Source organism: Clostridium sp. D53t1_180928_C8, assembly GCF_015667795.1.
Taxonomy (GTDB): Bacteria; Bacillota; Clostridia; order Clostridiales; family Clostridiaceae; genus Clostridium.
The window spans coordinates 61596-79953 of the sequence record NZ_JADPEL010000001.1; the positions used below are offsets into that span (position 1 = coordinate 61596).

Below are 18358 nucleotides of genomic sequence, written 5' to 3' on the forward strand. Positions count from 1 at the left end.
ATTAATTAATAAAAAATAAGAATTAAGAGATTTTATTAAATCCTTAATTCTTATTTTTCTATTGCTAATTAGAAATTATGTTTATTTCTTATGTAAGAGCGTCTTGACAAAAAACTTTTCTTACGTCTTTTACTACGGATTATTGATATTAATATTAATATAATTATAATGACAATACCAATTATTCCTGGAATAAAATATTTACTAGAAGTCATTTCAGTTACAGTATTTTTGACCATAACTTCAGCTGTATATTCTCTATTTGTATCACTAGCTAATTCAATATCAGAAGCTTTTGTTCCATTAACTAAAAGGGCTGCGTTAAATAGAATATCACCTTTCTTAATTGAAGTAGTTGTTAAATCTTTATTATCGTATTTTACAGAAGTATTAGATTTAGTTACATCTTCGCCCTCCCCTATATTAAAGGTATAATAAATATCTTTAGTCGCTACTAAAGGAATAGAAGTAGAACTATCAATAGAATAATCAGCTAGCTTATCACCAGTTGACACTATTTTTTCAGTTTTAAAATTTTCAAATCCCCAATCAAATAATTGACCAACACTTGTATATAAACCATCCTTATCTGTAGCATTTAAAAAAGTGCCAACTAGTTCTTGTTGATCTTTAATTACAGTTGCAGCATAAGAGTGATTAGCAGCAGTAGTATATCCTGTTTTACCACAGTAAGCATATTGATACTTATATGGTGAATTCTCTTTTAGTAAAGGATTGTGATTTGTTGCCCATTTTTCGCTTCCATTTGAATAGGGATGATTTGCATAAAAATAAGATGGAGTTTGTGCAATTCTAACAAAATCAGAATTTTGAGAAGCATATCTCATTATTAAGGCCAAGTCATGTGCTGTAGTTAAATGACCATCTTCAGTTAGACCACTTGGATTTTTAAAATTAGTATTTGTTGCTCCTAATTCTTTAGCTTTTTCATTCATAATTTTTGCAAAAGCTTCATTTGATCCAGCAATGTGCTCAGCAATTGCTTCAGCACAATCATTACCTGATTCTAAAAGAAGTCCATAAAGTAGTTCTTCTATTGTATAAACTTCACCTTGTTCAATACCTATAGAAGAGCCATCAGCTTTAGGTGGATTTTCACCTATAGTTACTTCGTCTGTAAGTTTACAATTTTCTAATGCAATAATTGCAGTCATGATTTTAGTTGTTGAAGCTGGCATATATTGAACATCAGCATTTTTTTCATAAAGTACTTTTCCGGTAGTGGCATCCATAAGATAAATACCTTCCGAATATAAATTAGGTAATGCATATGAGTCTATCACTTTTACATTGGCTAATACGATTGTTAGTAAAAATACTAAGACAAACGTTTTAAATAATAAATTTTTCATATTTCTCTCCCCATAAGTTACATCTTATACATTTTAAGTTTATCAAAAAAATAATAATAATTCTATAGATAAATTCCGTATAAAAGTTTAGATGTGGCATTTTTGTTAATAATTATAAAAGACAATGTAAGGAGGAAGGAAAATGGATAAGTTAAAAAATAAGAAAATAATAGGCTTATTAGTGGTTTTGATTGTAATAATAAGCATATCATTATTGACATATAGAAAGAATAGTAAAAATGTTTTTAAGGATGAATATATGAAGAACATTTTTATTGATGAAGATAATATTGACTTAGAAAGTAAAAATGATAATATTAATTATTCATTAGATTTGATTGAAGAAGATAGTAAAGATATGAAAACTGATCTTATTGATAATAATGCAGAGGAAAATTCCAATAATACAATAGTAGTTGAAATTAAAGGAGAAGTAAATAAACCAGATGTGTATATTTTGAAAGAAGGAAGTATAATTAAAGAGTTAATTGAAATAGCAGGTGGATTAACAAGTAATGCAGATATTTCTAATATAAATCGAGCTAAAGAAGTTAAAAATCATGAACTAATAGTAATTAGAAATATTAATGATACTAATATGGAAGTAGGGAATATAGAAGTTGAAATAAATGAGGAAAGTGATGATGGAGTAATAAGTATAAATGATGCGGATTTAAGCAAACTTAAAGAAATCCCAGGTATAGGTGATGTAAAAGCAAATGCTATAATTTTATATAGAGAAGAAAATGGAGGATTTAAATCTATAGAAGAAATAAAGAACGTCAATGGAATAGGAGAAAAAACTTTTGAAAAAATAAAAGATAGTATAAAATTGTAAATTATAATGTGAATTTTACATAAATATGCTATTAAATGCTTTTAAAATATAGGGTATTAATGTTATAATTAATAAGATTTAGGAAAACATAATATTAAGTGAGTAATTATGTAGGGGGTAAAACATGAAGAAGAAAGCTATATCTTTAGCATTAGTTGCAATATTAGCTATTAGTGCGGTAGGATGCTCAAGTAACAACAATAAGGCAAAGACATCAGAGGAAAAAAAGACAGTAGTTGAAAATGTAGATATACTTCCAGGAAAATGGTCAGAAGATTATACTAGAGATGAAGTTAAAGAGTTATATAAAAAATCATTAGCAAGTGTTGAATCAACTGCTAAAGGATATTCATTAGATTATGATATTACAGAAGATGAAATAAAAGAAGAAAATGGCGAGTCAGTTAATGATAGTTATGTGTATTTTGATATTCCAGAAGCTGAAAGATTAGAAAGTTTATACTTTGGATTTAAACAATATGGTTCAGATTTAGCTAATGGAAAGTTAGAAATGAAATTAGGGTATAAGTTAGATAAGAAGACTATATTAGAGGGTGGAAAATTTGAATTTGAAAATCTATCATTATCATCTTTTTCACAAGCTTTTACTGGTGATTATGATAGGGATTATACTGAATTAGATAAACAAATATATGATGCAGTTAAAAATGGTACAGAAGAGGGTATACAAACTATAACAAATAATATTGATGGTTTAAAAGAGACAATAACAATAACAAAAGACTTTTTGCTTTATAAGCTAGAAAGTAGAGTATATAAATTTAAGTAAATAATAAAGCTTTAATTATATAAATATAAATTCTATGGAGGTAGAAATGGTAGATAACAATGAAGAAAAGCTAGATAATAACTCTGATTTAGTTGAAAAAAATGATGAGTTTATATCACAAGAAGCTTTAGAAGAAGCTGAAGTATATTTAGCTGAAGAAGAGGCTGCAGAAGCTAAGGAATTTATAAGAGATGAAGAAATAAAAACTGATGGTAAATTACTTCATTACACAAAGGTTGTTTTAAGTGGAATTTTAGATCAAATATTTGCTATAGGTTTAGCATTAGTACTATTTGGAGTATTTGATTTAGTTTTAAAAGCATTTGGATATAGAGTTGCTTTAAGAGAAGAAGTATTTATGATTATTTATGTAATAAGTAATATATTATACTATCCAATATTACAAGAAATTTTACATGGAAAAACTTTAGGGAAAAAATTCATCTTTAGATAATTTAAGGGACACCTTTATAATAATTTTATAGAGGTGTTTTTTGCTTTGTTTTAAGGTATAATACAATAGGCGATAATAAAAGTATAAATTTTAATAAGTATATATAAGTAATTAATTTTTATAGATTGGAGCGTAAGATGAAAAGAGGAAGTCAATTAACATTAAAAATAAACAATATGAAATTTCCTTCAACAGGAATATCAGAATGTGAAGGGAAAAAAGTCTATGTAAAAGGTGCTTTTCCTGGGCAAAAAGTAAAGGCTACTGTTAAGAAAAATAGAGATGGATATGCAGAAGCTAAACTTGTAGAAGTTATTGAAAATGCTGGATATGAGATTAAAGCACCATGTCCTCATTTTGGAGTATGTGGAGGATGTAGTTCTCAAAATTTAACTTATGAAAAACAATTAGAATTATTAAGTGATGAAATTTGTGAACTTTTTGAAGAAAAAGATTTACCTATGGGAATGTACCTTGGAGTTAAGGGTAGTGAAAACACATGGGAATATAGGAATAAGATGGAATTCACTTTTGGAGACTTAGAAAAAGGTGGAGAGCTTACTTTAGGTATGCATATGAAAGGAAAGTCTTTTGGAGTATTAACAGTAGATAGCTGCATGATAGTAGACGAAGACTTTAGAACTATTTTAAAAACAACAGTAGATTACTTTAGAAGTACTGGATTACCATACTATAGAGTAATGAGAAGGGAAGGATATTTAAGGCACTTAGTTATTAGAAAAGCAACTAACACTGGTGAACTTATGGTTAACTTAGTAACTACAACTCAAGTTGAGTTTGATTTAACAGAGTATACTGAATTACTTAAATCTAAAAACTATAAAGGTGAATTAGTATCTATATTACATACAGAGAATAATTCTTTATCTGATGCAGTTATACCAGAAAAGGTTAATGTATTATATGGTAGAGATTACATAGTTGAAAATTTACTTGGACTTAAGTTTAAAATATCACCATTTTCATTTTTCCAAACTAACTCTAAGGGAGCAGAATCTCTTTATAGTTTAGTTAGAGACTTTATGGGGGATGGTGAAAATAAGGTTGTATTTGACCTTTATTGTGGAACAGGTACAATAGGTCAAATAGCAGCTCCTAATGCTAAAAAGGTTGTGGGACTTGAGCTTATAGAGGAAGCTGTTGAAGCAGCTAAGGAAAATGCTAAGCTTAATGGATTAAGTAACTGTGAATTTATAGCTGGTGATGTTGCTGAAACTATTAAGAAAGTTAAAGATAAACCAGACATAATTATTTTAGATCCACCAAGAAGTGGTGTTTCTCCAAAGGCTTTAGATTATGTAATTAGATTTAATGCACCGGAAATAATTTATGTTTCTTGTAATCCTAAGACTATGGTTGATAACTTAGATGTGTTATTAGCTCATGGATATAAGGTTGATAAGAGTACAGTTAAAGATATGTTTCCAAATACACCACATGCTGAGACCTGTGTGAGACTCATAAAAAAATAATAAATTAATAGGAACTGCAAGGTAATCTTGTGGTTCCTTAATTATTTATTAATGTAGGAAGAGGCATTATGAGCCTATAGGATATTATTGGAGTACCGTCCTCTTCAATATTAATTTTTTTTACAAAACGATGAAGTAACGCAGGTGTTAATTCATCTAAAGATAATTCTTCATTTTTTATTTTATTAAGTTCATTTAATAATGAGCTATCAGAAATTTTTTCAAGAGCTTGTTTAGTTATAACAATCTTATGTTCTAAAGCTTTAACTTGTTCATCTATATCGGTTATGAATAGTTCATAGTCTGATTTAGTAATTATCTCGTCAATAAGCATAGATATAGATTTAGATTTTCTTTTCTTTAGAATAATTAAATCATTTTCATAACTTTTTAATGCATTTTTATGTTTTAATATCTCATTATCAATTTCTAATTTAAAGTTATTATATAAATCAGTGGTTTTAATATCAGCAACAAACTGTTTTATTTCAGATAAAACAATAGTAGATAAATTAGCTTCTCTTACTATATGAGATGAGCAAGCTTTACTTCCATGCTTATTAAAAGTGCCACAAACATATCCCTTACGATTTTTCTTAAAATGCATTCCTTTACCACAATCAGCACAATAGATTGTATTAGTAAATAGGTGTAATGCTTGATGATGGTTTTTATGAGTTCTTATTTTCATTAACTCCTGTACTAACTTAAAATCTTCTTCTGATATTATTGGCTCATGAGTATTTTTTATTACAGCTTGCCTATCAATAGTAGTTTTATGACGAGCCTTACTTACTACACTAACTGTACTTTGTTTAAGCTGAATCATATGCCCTAGGTAAGCTTGATTTTTAAGAATTAGTTGTATAGTTCTACCATGCCATTTATCGTTCTTATTGCTTTTACCAGCAATCATAGCAGGGGTAGGAATACCTTCATTATAAAGATGCCTAGCAATTGTATCTATACCTGTACCACTAATATATTCAGAGAAAATACGTTTTACTATATTAGGAGTATCATCATTCCTTATATAGAGCTTACTATCTATACATTCATATCCATATGGGGCAACTGAGCCATTGAATAATCCGAGTTCAGCCCTACTTCTAAGTGCTATCTTTATTCTTTCACTAGTTCTTTGAGCTTCCTGTTCATATATCCATGCATAAAGTCCAAACATATTACCATTACCTTCAAGAGTATTTATTGCACCGTCAAGAGTAACTATATGGACATTGTTTGTTTCAGCTATCCTTTTTATTTTGTGAGATAACTCTACATTTCTAGCTAGTCTGGAAAGTTCTTTAGCAACTAGAACATTAATTTTTCTAGCTTCAGCATCTTTAATTAATCTATTTAGTTCTTTTCTTTTAGTAGAAGTACCACTTTCAACATCAACATAAAAGTCATAGATACTCCATCCCTTTTCTTTTGCATACTGAATAAACAAATCTCTTTGATTTTTTAAACTTGTTTGTTGCTCTACATTATCTGTTGAAACGCGTATATAAACGCCAACCTTTAACATTGTAAACATCTCCTTTATTTAGAAGATGTAGTGTGATTAATTTAAGATTAATAAATTAATATATGTATTGTCAATAACCCTATATATAAAAGCTATATTATAAGTAAATTGATTTATAAATATAATATAGCCTTTAACTATGTACATGTTTTAGAATCTATAGTAAATCTTAGGAGAACCATCTTCTGAGATTTCTATTTTTTCTATGAACTTATTTAATATTTCTGGAGTAAGTTCATCAATTTTAGCCTTTGGTTTCTCAAAAGAAGATATTTTTTCAAGTGTAGAAGGAGCAGTTAGTATTTCTAATGAAGATTTAAAATCTGTAAGTTCATTAGATAATATTTCTGCTTCTTTAGTATACTTAGCAATATAAGAGTCATATTCCTTTCTAGAAATAGTTTTATCTAAAAGATAATTAAATGCGGTATCCTTTCTTTCATTAAGTTTTATAAGCTTCTGCTCATTAGCCTTAATTGCACTTTCAAATTTTGACACTTTCTTTTTATAAATAGCTTCTAGTTGTTTGGAGTTACTAGTTGGCGAGTATGAACTCATAAATGAGTTTAATTCTTTAAGTATAGCTTCAGATAAGGCAGCTTCTCTTACGATATGGTCACTACAAACATTCTTCCCAAGTTTAACAGATGTACCACATACATATCCTTTTCTATTTTTCTTAAAATGCATTCCTTTACCACAATCAGCACAACGTAATATATTAGTAAATAAATGTGTTGACTGATGTCCTCTTTCTTTATGTCTAGACTTAAGTAGGTCTTGTACAATATAAAACATCTCTTTAGAAATAATAGGTTCATGAGTATTTTCAACTAATATTCTTTCTGAAGCATCATTTTGTACTCTTTTTTTATTTACAGCATTTATTGTGCTTTCCTTTTTTTGCTCCATATTTCCTATATAAGCTTGATTTGTAAGTATCTTTTTTATAGTTTTACCATGCCAAACATTACTAGAATTTTTTTTGCCAGCAATTTGAGAAGTGGTTGGAATTTTATCATTAAATAATCCCTTGGCAATACTATCAATACCTTTTCCACCTATGTATTCAGAAAAGATACGTTTAACTATTTCAGGAGTATCATCATTCCTAATAAATAGTTGACCTTTTTCACAATAATATCCATATGGTGGTATAGAGCCATTAAAAAGACCATTTCTAGCTCGTGAAGCAAGCATGGCTTTTAGTCTCATTGATGTTTTTTTTGCTTCATACTCTGCTAACCAAGAGTGCAAACCATATAATTCTTCATTACCTTCTAGTGTATTTATAGAGCCATCTAGAGTTATAAGACCAATGTTAAAATCTTCTGCTATTAGTTTTATTTTATATGATAATGCAACGTTCCTAGCTAGTCTAGAAAGTTCTTTAGATATAATAATATCAAATTTATTTTCCTGAGCATCTTTTAGTAATCTTTCAAAATTATCTCTATTTTCAATTGTTCCAGTTTCAATATCAGTATAAAAATCTATTATAATATAATCATTATCTTTGGCATATTGAAGAATCTGTTCCTTTTGATTCTTTAAACTAGATTTTTGTTCATATCTATCTTTAGATACTCTTATATATGCAGCAGCTCTTTTTCTTTTTAACATAATGTAAAATCTCCTTTTCTTATGCAATCTATTTCTTTTATATTTAAACTTTCAAAAAAATTAGTTATATTATTTTCGATATTAGCATCAAAGATTGACTTTAATATATCTTCTAATTTAATTTCACTATTTTCTTTAAAAACTTTTTCTATTTTCATTTATAAATCCTCCGTAAGTTTGAAATAATTATCATTATGTATTTTTAATGTTCAAAATAAAATTTTTTAAAATTATTTGTTTATAGATAGTAAATTATTAAAAAAGCTCCTATATACTTTATATGAACTTTTTGTGGAACATTCACCACCGAAATAAAATTTTTTTTTAAATATTTGTTTGTAGACAGTAAATTATTAAAAAAGCTCCTATATACTTTATATGAACTTTTTGTGGAACATTCACCACCAAAATAAAATTTTTTTAAAATATTTGCTTGTAGACAGTAAATTATTAAAAAAGCTCCTATATACTTTATATGAACTTTTTGTAGAACATTCACCACCAAAATAAAATTTTTTTAAAATATTTGCTTGTAGACAGTAAATTATTAAAAAAGCTCCTATATACTTTATATGAACTTTTTGTGGAACATTCACCATCAAAATAAAATTTTTTTAAAATATTTGCTTGTAGACAGTAAATTATTAAAAAAGCTCCTATATACTTTATATGAACTTTTTGTGGTACATTCACCATGAAAATTAAAAATTTTTAAATTTATTTGTTATAGATAGTAAATTGTTAAAAAGTTTTTATATAGTTTATATAAAATTGATTATAAAAAGAAATGATTTAATTTTAGAGTTATGATTGACAAAGGGAAATTTTTAATATTAAGTTTATTTAATTAATAAAATAATATCTGTATAATTAAAAGAGATTACAAGCAATTTTAGATGAATTTAAATTTAGAAATAATATAAAGTATTTTTATATATAATATTTAACATTTAGTACAATAATAGTACATAATTAGAAGAAGATGATATAATACTTATATTTACTTAATTTAGAGAATATTATAGGGTAAAAAAGTGTCTATTTATTTAGAATTTGTGGTAATAAAAGTGTCTAGTTTTTACGGTGAATGATAAAAAAAGTGTCTGCTTTTTGTGAAATTTAATTTAAGAAGACATTTTTAAATTAAATAAATACTAAGTCAGCTTTAAGAAGATAGTTTTAGGGAGAAATACATATGAAAACAATTATAAAAAAAACTGAATACATGATAGAAAAAATAAAATACAAAAAGATAAATTTTGCTATATTAATTAATTTAGCTTTAGGTAGCATAGACCATAATAAACCTAAGTTTGATGAAGATAAAAATATTATCACAGAGATTAATATGGATGATTGTGCAAAGATATTAGGATATAGTTGCTCAAATAAATCAAGTATGAAGAGGTCAATTGATAGATTGTTAAATAACTATGTTAAAGAAAATATAATTAGTATTAAGGATAGTACTTCTATTGAAATTAATGAGTCGTTGATTAAGAGATTTAAAACAAGTATAAAAAGAAATACCATAACAATATATTTTAATAATGTATTTACTAATGATATATTAATAAAGTATAAAGATGATAATAATGAAGTAAATTATAATAGATACATTAAATATAATTATGATATGTTTTTTCAGTGTAAAAATGCATACACGCTTGCTTTATATGAACTTTTAAAATTATATTCATATAAAAAAAGTTATAATATTACTTTAAAAGATTTAAAAAAATATCTAGGTATATATTGTATGGAAGGAGATTCGGAAGAAAAAAATGAGGAAGCGACTAGTATTTCATATTTAGAATATAAAGATTTTAAAAAAACTATTTTATCACCAGCTATTAAGTATATAAACAATAATACAGATATAGAGGTTTCTATTATCAAAGAAGATAAAGTTAAGCGAAAGTGTGTGATATTAGGAAAAGAAAAGGTATTTTGGGATGCAGAAAAAGTAAACTTTGAGATTAAAGTAACTAAAGAAAGCAATTATTTAGAAGAATTTGCTAATGATGTAGGAATTGAAATTAAAAAAATTAGACCATTTATTAAATATGCAATTGATGAGTTAATAAAATTTAATATAGTTGTTAATGAAGATGAAGTTATTTCGTTATTTAGGTTATGTAAAGATATGAATTTAGTTATATATTCAATTATAGAATCAGCATCTAAGAAAAATACTAAAACACTTATAGGACGTTCATATAATACTATTGAAAGGGTTCTTTCAAATGGAGAAGTAGAGATTTATAAGAAAAGAATGAAGTTATATTGTAAGGATATTAAGAAAAAACAATCTAAGAAACAACATTCTGAGCTTGTGGGTGAAGATAGTAGAAACAAAGTTTTAGTTGATATTTACGAAGAATATAAATTTTTTGCTTACATAGTAACTGAAGATGATATTGAAAAAATGAAAGTATGCTTAATACAATATAATAACGAAAAGATTAAGAAATATATAAGAGAGTCAGGTAAGATGTTATTAAAAAGTAATAAAAATTTATATGGATTTGGATTTGTTAAAAAAATGCTTGATAATGGTGTTTTTGAAGGTAATAAAAAATTAAAAATAAAAACTTCCGTTAAATGATAAAGATGAATTTAATAAATTTATAGAACAATGTAGGAAAAATACACCAAAAAAGTTGAAGTAGAGATACAAAGATTTAAAATATCATAGTGTAAAAGCAGAATATTAATGTTTAATATTCTGCTTTTATTAATTATATTTTAGAGTTAAACAATAAAATTAAATCAATCATTTTTTAGCTTCAAACTCAGCAATTCTTCTATAAAAGGTATTGGGTTTTAGGTTTAAATACTCTCTAAAAAATTTAGTTGTTATTTTTTTTGATTTCCAATCATCATAGAGATTTTTAAAGGTAGAATCAAAAACAATATTTTGCTTAGGTCTACCAAATTTAACACCATTAGCAAGAGCTGATTTTATTCCTTCAGCTTGTCTAGATTTTATGTTTTTTAGTTCGCTGCTTGCAACATATGATAATAATTGTAATACTAAGTCAGAGATTAATGTTCCTAATAAATCTTTATTATTACGTGTATCTAATAACGGCATATCAAGTACAATTATATCTACACCCATAGAAGTGAGTTCTCTCCACTCAGATAATATTTCTTGGTAATTTCTTCCGAACCTATCTATAGATTTTATATATAGTGCATCACCATCTCTTAAAAGCCTTTTTAGCAATTGATATTGTTCACGTTCAAAATTTTTTCCACTTTGTTTATCTATGAAGATATTTCTTTCTTCAATATAAATATCTTTTTCTTTTAGAGCATGAAGTTGTCTTTGGATATTTTGGTCTTTACTACTAACACGTAAATAGTAGAATTCTTTATTCATTTTAAATCCTCCTTTAAGTTTTAATATTATAGCTTAAGTTTATTGCAAAAAGTAGAAAATTCATTTGAAATAAAAAAATTCATACTAATGGATTTTTGAAATATTACTTTCAATGTTTAGGAGGAGAATTTATATAGTTTTAAAAAGTATACTTTTTGAAACTAATAATTTATAATTAATTTTAAATATTTTTAATTATTTAATGTTATTTTAAAATATATTTACTTTACTATAAAAATGATATTAATTTCGTTAATTTCAATATCGTTATGTTAATTTATAGCTATTAATATATAAAGTATATATTTTATTTAAATTAACCTAAAAAATAAGAAAAGACCTAGCATTATAGCTAAGTCTTTCTTATTTTACTCATAGCATTTTTTCTCTAAAAGATAATTTAAAAACATGAAAAAACACCTTGAATAGTTATATAAAAAAACATCATCATTTACAAAAAATATATCATCAATGATTATTAAGTTAGTAGCCATTTCCACTAAAAAAATAGAGTAGAGTTCAAAAGCATCTTCAGTTGATAGACTTAATAATTCCTTGTGCATTTCTGTTACTTCAATTAGGTCGGTTTTAATAGTAATCACTCCTATAAGTTTTATTTGAATTACTATTTGTAATTCTTAAAATTATAGCAGAAATTTATTTTGGGAATAAAAATAATAGCACTAAACAAAGAAAATATAAACAAAAAGCAAAATAAATAGAAAAATTGGATATAAAATGCTTAAAATGCTATAATTAGGATGTTGTATTTTATTAATATGGGGGCTTATGTATGAAAGAACCAAAGATTTTAGATAATAAGCAATTTGGGAGAGTTGGAGATGAATTAAAAGAGAATATAAAAAGAGGTTCAAAATTATCTGTAATATCAGCATATTTTACTATATATGCTTTTAATGAACTTCATAAAGAACTTAATAAGATGGATAATATGAAGTTTATATTTACAGAACCAACCTTTGTAAAAAAAGAAAAAGATATTGTTAGACAATATTACATAAATAGAGATTCGGAAAGGGATATCTCAGGTAATGAGTTTGAAATAAAGATGAGAAATCAACTTAATCAAGCTAGTATTGCAAAAGAATGTGCAAAATGGCTAGAGGAAAAGGTAGAAATTAAATCTTTAAAAAAGCCTAATCCAGCACAACAAAGATTAGTGTATATAGATAATGGTGCAGATTCAGTTGCCATTAATGGAACTGTAGATTTTACAACTGATGGTTTAGGTTTTACATCATCATCAAGAATGGATATGAATACTTGTATGTATGGTAAAGAGTATACAAAGCACTTTTTACAGATGTTTGATAGGATTTGGAATGATGAATCTTTAGTTGAAGATGTAAAAGATAAAGTTCTTGAACAAATGAAAGTTATTTATAAAGAAAATACACCAGAGTTTATTTATTTCGTTACTTTATATAACATATTCAGAGATTATTTAGATGAGTTAACAGAAGACAATATAGTTAAAGCTAAAACAGGATTTAAAGAAACAGTCATATGGAATAAACTTTATAAGTTCCAAAAGGATGGAGTAATTGGAGCTATAGATAAATTAGAGAAGTATAAGGGCTGTATTATTGCAGATTCAGTTGGTCTTGGTAAAACTTTTTCAGCATTAGCCATTATTAAATACTATGAACTTAGAAATCATAGAGTGCTAGTGTTAACTCCTAAAAAGCTAAGAGATAATTGGATTATGTATACAAAGAATGATAAAAGAAATGTTTTATTAGAAGATAGATTTAATTATGATGTATTGAATCATACAGATTTAAGTAGAGATAGTGGTATGTCTGGAGATATAGATTTAGCTACTGTTAATTGGGGAAACTATGACCTTGTGGTTATTGATGAATCTCATAATTTTAGAAATAATAATGCAAGAAATAATAAAGTTACAAGATATACTAAGCTTCTTAATGACATTGTTAAATCAGGAGTTGAGACTAAAATATTAATGCTTTCTGCAACACCTGTTAATAATAAGATGAATGATTTAAAGAATCAAATTCAATTTATTACAGAGGGTAAAGATAATGCATTTGAAGAAGAGGGAATAACTAGTGTTGAACAAACACTTAGAAAAGCTCAGCTTATATTTAATAAATGGACTAATTTAGAAGAAGATGAAAGAACAGTAGATGTATTTATTGAAATGATGAATACTGATTACTTTAAATTATTAGATACAGTTACTATTGCTAGGTCTAGAAAGCATATAGAGAAGTATTATAACGTAGCTGAAATAGGAAAGTTTCCAACTAGATTAAAGCCTATTAATAAAAAGCCAGATATAGATGAATTAGGAGAATTTCCAAAACTTGAATATGTTAATAAGAGTATTAAGAACTTACACTTAGCAACATATTCTCCAATGAAGTATATACTGCCAGAGAAAAGAGATGAATATAGTAGAAAATATGATATTAGAGTAAGAGGTGGACAATCTGTTTTCAAAATGACTGATAGAGAACAAAGTCTTGTTCATTTAATGAGAGTTAACATATTAAAAAGAATGGAAAGTTCAATTAATTCTTTCGGAATTACTATAGCAAAGCTATTGAAGCAAATAGATTTAACATTAGAAAAGATTGATAAAAAGCAATTTGAATATACTCAAGATTTATCAATTAATGATATAGATACTGATGATGATAACTTAGAAGAGCTATTAATTGGTAATAAAGTTAAAGTGTTATTGCAAGATATGGATTTAATAAAGTGGAGACAAGATTTAGAGGATGACAAAAAGAAGCTAGAAGAATTACTTGTGGAAGCTGCAAAGGTTGTTAAAACTAGAGATGCAAAGCTAAATACATTAATAGAGCTATTAAAAGATAAAGTTAATAATCCAATTAATGAAGGCAACAAAAAAGTTATTATATTTTCAGCCTTTGCAGATACAGCAAATTATTTATATGAGCATATTGCACCAATGATGCTAAGTGAATATGGACTTCACACAGCTTTAGTTACAGGTAGTGGTGATAATAAAACAACATTAAAAGCTATTAAGAGAAAAGAGTTAAATGAGATTCTTACAAACTTTTCACCAATATCTAAGGAGAAAGCAAAGTTATATCCTGATATGAAGGGTGAAATTGATATTTTAATAGCTACAGATTGTATTTCAGAGGGACAAAATTTACAGGATTGTGACTATTTGATTAATTATGACATACACTGGAATCCAGTAAGAATAATTCAGAGATTCGGAAGAATTGATAGATTGGGTTCAAAGAATAAAGTTATTCAGCTAGTTAATTTCTGGGCTAATATGGAGCTTGATGAGTATATAAATCTTGAAAGAAGAGTAACTGGAAGAATGATGCTTTTAGATATATCAGCTACAGGAGAAGAAAATATTATTGAAGTTAATAGTAACAAGAAGATGAATGACCTGGAATATAGAAAGAAACAGTTAAAGCAATTACAAGAAGAGGTTGTTGATTTAGAAGAAATATCCGGTGGAATATCTATTACTGACTTGACTATGAATGATTTTAAGATGGATTTATCAAGTTATATGAAAGAGAACAGAGAGAAATTAGATAGTGCTCCTATGGGAATGTATGCTGTAGTTAATGTGGAGGATGAAACCTTAAAAGATACTATTAAACCAGGAGTTATCTTTACGTTAAAGCAAATAAATGCTGTAGCTAAGATTGAAGAAAGTAATTCATTACATCCTTATTATATGGTTTATGTTTATGATAATGGTGAAGTTAAGTATAACTTCTTAAGAACTAAGAGTATATTAGATTTTTATAAAAAGCTATGTAGTGGTAAAAGTGAGGTATTAGCAGAATTAGTACAAGAATTTAATAGTGAGACCAATGATGGTAAGAAGATGAGTAAATACTCTAGCTTACTAGAAAGTGCAATAGATAATCTTATTGGAAAAAAAGAAGAAAAGGGAATGGCTTCATTATTTAGAAAAGGTGGTACTCATATTCAGAAATCTTTATTTAAGGGCATTGAAGATTTTGAGCTTATATCATTTTTAGTAATAAGGTAGGGAATACGTATGGAATTAGATTATATGGTTAATTTCAATGCACCTAAAGAGTGTATTGAAGGTAGTAGAATACCTAAAAAGTTATTTTATGAAGAATATGATATGTCGTCTTCTGATAAAGAGTTATTTATAAAAGCAATAGATAAAATAGTTCTAGAGTATTTATTTTGTGAAGATAATACTAATATTGTTGCATATAAAAATGAGGATATTGAGTGTGAAGAGGTAGCTGTAATTAGAGTGCTTTTAAATGAGGATAGTAAATATAAAAGGATTTGTGAAATAATCCAGAGGGCTATACCTTATTCATTAATAGTTATATGTGAGCATAAAGAAAATATATTATTTAACGTAGCTAGTAAAAGAGTTAATAAAAATGATTCTCAAAAAAACACTGTAGAAGAAATGATATTTACAGATTGGATTTCTTTAGAAAAGCAAAAGAAAAATGAAAAGGTATTTTTAGAAACTCTTAATGTAAGAGAGTGGTCTTATGTTAATCTTTATAAGTTTTATAATAGCTTCGTAGATAAGGTAAAGTTATTTAATGCTAGTAAATATAGCAGTAATATAGAAGTTTTGAATAGTATTGATGTAGATGAAGTTAAGAAGTTAACTGATAAAATCGAAGATTTAAGTTTTGAGATTTCATCTTTGAAGGACAAGCTAAAAAAAGAAAGTCAGTTTAATAAGAAGATGGATTTTAATATAAAAATTAAAAAGTTAGAGATAAAGAGAAATGAATTTATAAAAGAGCTTAATGGCAATAAATAATGGGGGAAAATGAGATGAAGGTATTAACAGAGAATAATATGGAAATGTTAGATGGAAGGAGTATGGATATAATAGCTAATAATATAGAAAAATTAAGAGCTATATTTCCAGAAGTGTTTTGTGAAGATAAAGTAGATTTTGAAAAGCTTCAAGAGGTATTAGGAAATTATATAGAGGATAAAGAAGAGAGATATAGATTTGAATGGAACGGAAAATCACAAGCTATAAGAATAGCACAAACACCATCAACTGGAACATTAAGACCGTGTAAAGAGGAAAGTAAGAATTGGGATACAACTCAAAACTTATATATAGAGGGAGATAACTTGGAGGTATTAAAACTACTTCAAAAGAGTTATCAAAATAAAATTAAAATGATATATATTGACCCACCGTATAATACTGGTAATGATTTTGTGTATGAAGATGATTATAAAGATAATATAAGAAATTATTTGTTTATCACAGGTCAATTAAATGAATTAGGAAATAAATTTTCTACAAATTCTGATGAAAGTGGAAGGTATCATACTAATTGGTTAAATATGATGTATCCAAGGTTAAGATTAGCTAAAAACTTATTAAGGGAAGATGGGGTAATTTTTATTTCAATAGATGATAAGGAAGTATTTAATTTAAAAAAAATATGTGATGAAATATTTGGAGAAGAAAATTTTATTTCTAATATAGGATTAGAGATAACAAAGACACAGGGAATGAAGGTAAAGGCAGCTAAAGAGGGTTCAGTAGTAAAGAATTATGAGTATATTTTAGTTTATGCTAAAAATAATTTAAATAAAAATATAGTTAAAAATGTTTTATATGATGCAAATGAAGGTTATGATACTCATTTTTCATATTATATAGATAGAAGTTGTGGAAGTTTAAACTTGAGAAAACTAACTGATGAATTAGAGAGTAAAAAAGATATATTAGATGAATTCATTAAGTTAGGATTAACTAAAAACAATAAAATATCAATAAATTCAATAGAAAAAGCTATTAGTATTTCTGAAAAGGTTAGAGAGTATATTTTTAATGAAATTTCAAGTAATATTTATCAAGAAATGGCTTGTAATATTAAAATTGATGCTGAAACGGAGAAAAAATTATGTGAAAATAAAATAGTAGAGTATAGAAACTATTTATTAACAAAATCATCAGGTGGGAAGCTTAGACAATTTAGTTCTTTAAAAGAAACTTTAAATTACAGTGATGAGTATAAAAGTAAATATACTAGAGTGACAATAAGAGGAGATTTGTGGAAAGGGTTTTATTCAGATATGATGAATGTAACAAAGGAGGGTGAAATAGAGTTTAAAAATGGTAAAAAGCCTGTTAGATTGATTAAACAATTAGCTAAATGGATTGGTATGGAAGGTAGTGATATTGTATTAGACTTCTTTTCTGGTTCTGCAACAACTGCACAGGCAATGATTGAATTAAATTTAGAGTATGATAGTACTATAAAATATATTATGGTTCAATTACCTCAACAAACGAAAGAAATAGCAGATTCATATAGAAATATTTGTGAAATTGGTAAAGAACGTATAAGAAGGGCTGGAGATAAGATAGTTTCTGAGAATAAGGAGAAGGATGGAATTGAAGATTTAGATATTGGATTTAAGGTGTTAAAATTGGATTCCTCTAATATTAAGAAATGGAATCCTAATTATGATAATTTAGAACAAAGTTTTGATGATATGTTAGAGAATTTTGTTCCTAATAGAAGTGAAGAGGATGTTGTTTATGAAATAATGCTTAAGTATGGAATTGATTTAACTTATCCAGTTGAAGAGAAGATTATTAATGGAAAAAAGATATATAGTGTTGGTTTTGGAGCCTTAATTATTTGCTTAGATAATGATATTACTTTGGATGTAATTGAAGGAATAGTTGAAGTTAAAAAAGAGCTGTCTCCTGAAGTTTGCAGAGTAGTATTTAAAGATAATGGATTTGCTAATGATTCTGTTAAAACTAATGCTATTCAAATATTAAGAAGAAATAACATTAAAGAAGTAATGAGCATTTAAGGAGGTAACT

Annotated in this window: 13 protein-coding genes; 8 read left to right on the plus strand and 5 right to left on the minus strand. The window is 26.4% G+C overall.

Annotation, left to right across the window (positions count from 1 at the left end; translation table 11 throughout):
- Window positions 1-68: 68 nt before the first annotated feature.
- Window positions 69-1373 (minus strand): D-alanyl-D-alanine carboxypeptidase family protein, encoded by a 1305-nt coding sequence (locus I4V51_RS00275; protein WP_195986331.1) that lies wholly within the window; start codon window positions 1371-1373, stop codon window positions 69-71.
- A gap of 142 nt (window positions 1374-1515) precedes the next feature.
- Here I4V51_RS00275 and I4V51_RS00280 point away from each other — a divergent pair, with 142 nt between their 5' ends.
- From I4V51_RS00280 to rlmD, 4 genes are all read left to right on the plus strand, one after another.
- Window positions 1516-2211 carry a helix-hairpin-helix domain-containing protein gene (locus I4V51_RS00280; RefSeq protein ID WP_195986332.1) on the plus strand — a complete coding sequence of 232 codons (696 nt, stop codon included), beginning with the start codon at window positions 1516-1518 and terminating at the stop codon, window positions 2209-2211.
- Window positions 2212-2335: 124 nt separating this feature from the next.
- On the plus strand, window positions 2336-3001 hold the full coding sequence (locus tag I4V51_RS00285; protein ID WP_195986333.1) for a hypothetical protein: 666 nt from the start codon (window positions 2336-2338) through the stop codon (window positions 2999-3001).
- Window positions 3002-3047: 46 nt separating this feature from the next.
- Window positions 3048-3455, plus strand: coding sequence for a hypothetical protein (locus tag I4V51_RS00290; protein ID WP_195986334.1), 408 nt, complete (start codon window positions 3048-3050; stop codon window positions 3453-3455).
- 137 nt (window positions 3456-3592) lie between these two features.
- Entirely contained in the window at window positions 3593-4948 is a 1356-nt protein-coding gene (rlmD, locus tag I4V51_RS00295; protein WP_195986335.1) for a 23S rRNA (uracil(1939)-C(5))-methyltransferase RlmD, read from the plus strand.
- A gap of 37 nt (window positions 4949-4985) precedes the next feature.
- Here rlmD and I4V51_RS00300 read toward each other — a convergent pair whose 3' ends face one another.
- The 3 genes from I4V51_RS00300 to I4V51_RS00310 all read right to left on the minus strand — a co-directional run bounded on the left by I4V51_RS00300 (window position 4986) and on the right by I4V51_RS00310 (window position 8260).
- Entirely contained in the window at window positions 4986-6479 is a 1494-nt protein-coding gene (locus I4V51_RS00300; protein WP_195986336.1) for a recombinase family protein, read from the minus strand.
- 150 nt (window positions 6480-6629) lie between these two features.
- Entirely contained in the window at window positions 6630-8102 is a 1473-nt protein-coding gene (locus tag I4V51_RS00305) for a recombinase family protein (RefSeq protein WP_195986337.1), read from the minus strand.
- Window positions 8096-8260: a hypothetical protein gene (locus tag I4V51_RS00310; protein ID WP_195986338.1), complete on the minus strand. Its 165-nt coding sequence runs from the start codon at window positions 8258-8260 to the stop codon at window positions 8096-8098. The genes I4V51_RS00305 and I4V51_RS00310 overlap by 7 nt, the downstream gene beginning before the upstream one ends.
- A 1037-nt stretch (window positions 8261-9297) precedes the next feature.
- On the opposite strand from I4V51_RS00310, the gene I4V51_RS00315 reads away from it, so the two are divergent.
- Window positions 9298-10710 carry a replication initiation protein gene (locus tag I4V51_RS00315; RefSeq protein WP_195986339.1) on the plus strand — a complete coding sequence of 471 codons (1413 nt, stop codon included), beginning with the start codon at window positions 9298-9300 and terminating at the stop codon, window positions 10708-10710.
- Window positions 10711-10878: 168 nt separating this feature from the next.
- Here I4V51_RS00315 and I4V51_RS00320 read toward each other — a convergent pair whose 3' ends face one another.
- A complete protein-coding gene (locus tag I4V51_RS00320) occupies window positions 10879-11490 on the minus strand; it encodes a recombinase family protein (RefSeq protein ID WP_195986340.1) in 612 nt (203 codons plus the stop codon).
- Between the two features lie 793 nt (window positions 11491-12283).
- On the opposite strand from I4V51_RS00320, the gene I4V51_RS00325 reads away from it, so the two are divergent.
- The 3 genes from I4V51_RS00325 to I4V51_RS00335 are packed head-to-tail and all read left to right on the plus strand — an operon-like array spanning window position 12284 to window position 18348.
- Entirely contained in the window at window positions 12284-15538 is a 3255-nt protein-coding gene (locus I4V51_RS00325) for a helicase-related protein (RefSeq protein ID WP_195986341.1), read from the plus strand.
- Window positions 15539-15547: 9 nt separating this feature from the next.
- Window positions 15548-16312: a DUF4391 domain-containing protein gene (locus I4V51_RS00330; protein WP_195986342.1), complete on the plus strand. Its 765-nt coding sequence runs from the start codon at window positions 15548-15550 to the stop codon at window positions 16310-16312.
- 14 nt (window positions 16313-16326) lie between these two features.
- On the plus strand, window positions 16327-18348 hold the full coding sequence (locus tag I4V51_RS00335; RefSeq protein WP_207745881.1) for a site-specific DNA-methyltransferase: 2022 nt from the start codon (window positions 16327-16329) through the stop codon (window positions 18346-18348).
- Window positions 18349-18358: the final 10 nt, after the last annotated feature.

What these genes read in the sequence shown, in the direction of transcription:
- I4V51_RS00275 (WP_195986331.1), bottom strand. Translation starts at nt 1,373, where the DNA reads ATGAAAAATTTATTATTTAAAACGTTTGTCTTAGTATTTTTACTAACA.
- I4V51_RS00280 (WP_195986332.1), top strand. Translation starts at nt 1,516, where the DNA reads ATGGATAAGTTAAAAAATAAGAAAATAATAGGCTTATTAGTGGTTTTG.
- I4V51_RS00320 (WP_195986340.1), bottom strand. Translation starts at nt 11,490, where the DNA reads ATGAATAAAGAATTCTACTATTTACGTGTTAGTAGTAAAGACCAAAAT.
- rlmD (WP_195986335.1), top strand. Translation starts at nt 3,593, where the DNA reads ATGAAAAGAGGAAGTCAATTAACATTAAAAATAAACAATATGAAATTT.
- I4V51_RS00285 (WP_195986333.1), top strand. Translation starts at nt 2,336, where the DNA reads ATGAAGAAGAAAGCTATATCTTTAGCATTAGTTGCAATATTAGCTATT.
- I4V51_RS00325 (WP_195986341.1), top strand. Translation starts at nt 12,284, where the DNA reads ATGAAAGAACCAAAGATTTTAGATAATAAGCAATTTGGGAGAGTTGGA.
- I4V51_RS00330 (WP_195986342.1), top strand. Translation starts at nt 15,548, where the DNA reads ATGGAATTAGATTATATGGTTAATTTCAATGCACCTAAAGAGTGTATT.
- I4V51_RS00335 (WP_207745881.1), top strand. Translation starts at nt 16,327, where the DNA reads ATGAAGGTATTAACAGAGAATAATATGGAAATGTTAGATGGAAGGAGT.
- I4V51_RS00300 (WP_195986336.1), bottom strand. Translation starts at nt 6,479, where the DNA reads ATGTTAAAGGTTGGCGTTTATATACGCGTTTCAACAGATAATGTAGAG.
- I4V51_RS00305 (WP_195986337.1), bottom strand. Translation starts at nt 8,102, where the DNA reads ATGTTAAAAAGAAAAAGAGCTGCTGCATATATAAGAGTATCTAAAGAT.
- I4V51_RS00290 (WP_195986334.1), top strand. Translation starts at nt 3,048, where the DNA reads ATGGTAGATAACAATGAAGAAAAGCTAGATAATAACTCTGATTTAGTT.
- I4V51_RS00310 (WP_195986338.1), bottom strand. Translation starts at nt 8,260, where the DNA reads ATGAAAATAGAAAAAGTTTTTAAAGAAAATAGTGAAATTAAATTAGAA.
- I4V51_RS00315 (WP_195986339.1), top strand. Translation starts at nt 9,298, where the DNA reads ATGAAAACAATTATAAAAAAAACTGAATACATGATAGAAAAAATAAAA.